The 1,598-nt window shown below is 41.0% G+C and carries 3 protein-coding genes and 1 pseudogene; 3 read left to right on the top strand and 1 reads right to left on the bottom strand.

From position 1 onward, the window contains the following. The first annotated feature begins 40 nt into the window (after window positions 1-40). From F6K46_RS39645 to F6K46_RS39635, 3 genes are all read left to right on the top strand, one after another. Window positions 41-457, top strand: a complete 417-nt coding sequence (locus F6K46_RS39645) for an element excision factor XisH family protein (RefSeq protein WP_075897916.1) — start codon at window positions 41-43, stop codon at window positions 455-457. Beyond that, a complete protein-coding gene (locus tag F6K46_RS39640) occupies window positions 445-783 on the top strand; it encodes a XisI protein (protein ID WP_293067805.1) in 339 nt (112 codons plus the stop codon). Before F6K46_RS39645 ends, F6K46_RS39640 begins: the two co-directional genes overlap by 13 nt. 140 nt (window positions 784-923) lie before the next feature. Then, window positions 924-1,433: an Rpn family recombination-promoting nuclease/putative transposase gene (locus F6K46_RS39635; RefSeq protein ID WP_293067802.1), complete on the top strand. Its 510-nt coding sequence runs from the start codon at window positions 924-926 to the stop codon at window positions 1,431-1,433. 1 nt (window position 1,434) lies between these two features. Here F6K46_RS39635 and F6K46_RS39630 read toward each other — a convergent pair. Continuing rightward, window positions 1,435-1,598 (bottom strand): annotated as a pseudogene (locus tag F6K46_RS39630) (IS4 family transposase); the annotation flags it as partial.

The following is a 1,598-nucleotide window of genomic DNA, read 5'->3' as shown; positions in this document are numbered from 1 at the left end:
TATATAATAGACGTTTGTTGACACCTGTACCTATTTCCCCATGTCTGCTAAGGATCAATTCCATGATCTAGTTAAGGATGCTCTAATCAATGACGGTTGGATCATTACTCACGATCCTTATCGCATTGATCTGGGTTTTACCGATCTCTACATTGATTTGGGGGCAGAACGCCTGATTGCTGCTGAACGCAATAATGAAAAAATAGCTATTGAAGTTAAAAGCTTTCTATCAACTTCAAGAATTTCAGAATTCCATGGTGCAATTGGGCAGTTTATTAACTATCGTCTTGCCTTAGAAGATGAGGAGCCTGATCGAACACTTCATCTTGCGGTTCCTAACACTATTTACAGTGCTTTTTTCAGTTATCCCTTCATACAAAAGTCGATCAAGCGTAATCAGGTTCCTATTGCAGTTTATGATATTTCGCAACCCAGGATTACTCAATGGATAAACTAGAGGTATATCGACAGCACATTCAGGACTTGCTTAAAAAACGCGCCAGTATTAAGTCTGCTAATCCGGCCATTGAAACCCAGCTCATTTTTGATACGGAACGGGATCATTACCAGATGGTTCATACCGGTTGGAAAAATAACACCACCCGTATTTATGGGTGTTCTGTACATGTGGATATTAAAGATAGCAAGATTTGGATACAGCATGATGGGTCGGAGATTGCGATCGCAGATCAGTTAGTTGAGCTAGGGGTACCAAAGCAGGATATTGTCTTGGCCTATCAGGCACCGATTATGAGGCAGTATACCGAGTTTGCGGTGGGGTGAGCTGTTGTGCATTTAAACTGTATATAGCACTACCCATCAAAGTTAGGACATTGATACAAGCTGAAACGCTTTTGTAGTAAACTTTTGCCTTTTGCCTTTTGCCTTTTGCCTTGCTCAAACCTTGATCTGAGGCTTTTGATATGGTTTTCCCCTTGCCAGATAAATACATTGACCTACTCACCGATTTCGGTTTTAAGCGCGTCTTTGGCACTGAGCCAAACAAGGCACTGTTGATCGACTTCTTGAATACTCTGTTGCCTCCCCATCATCAGATTCAGGATGTCACCTTTAAGAATCCGGAGTTCTTGGGCAACACCTTAGTGGATCGAAGAGCTATCTTTGATATTTATTGTCAGAGCGAGACCGGTGAACGCTTCATTGTCGAAATGCAGAAGGCCAAGCAAAATTTCTTTAAGGATCGCAGTGTCTATTATTCCACTTTCCCCATCCAAGAACAGGCTCAACAGGGATATTGGAATTATGAGCTCACCGCAGTTTATACCGTTGGTATTTTAGATTTTGTATTTGATGACCATAAGCACGAGTCGGAACTGTTGCATGTGGTGGAGCTAAAAAATCAGCACTGTGAAGTGTTCTACGATAAGCTCAAATTTATCTACGTTGAACTACCTGAGGGGGCGACGAAATAAGCTAAAATGCAGATTCTATAAGCAACCTAGCCCTTATACCTCGTTGATAATACTTTCGTTTATTAGGATTGAGTCTCATTAATTCGGTTACTAATTCTAGACAACAATCCTTAAACTTTACCCAGGTTTGACCATATAAACCAATGTAAAAACTGCTATGTCTCC

The organism is Moorena sp. SIO3E8 (assembly GCF_010692445.1).
GTDB lineage: Bacteria > Cyanobacteriota > Cyanobacteriia > Cyanobacteriales > Coleofasciculaceae > Moorena > Moorena bouillonii.
This window is presented reverse-complemented; position numbering and strand designations above follow the sequence as displayed.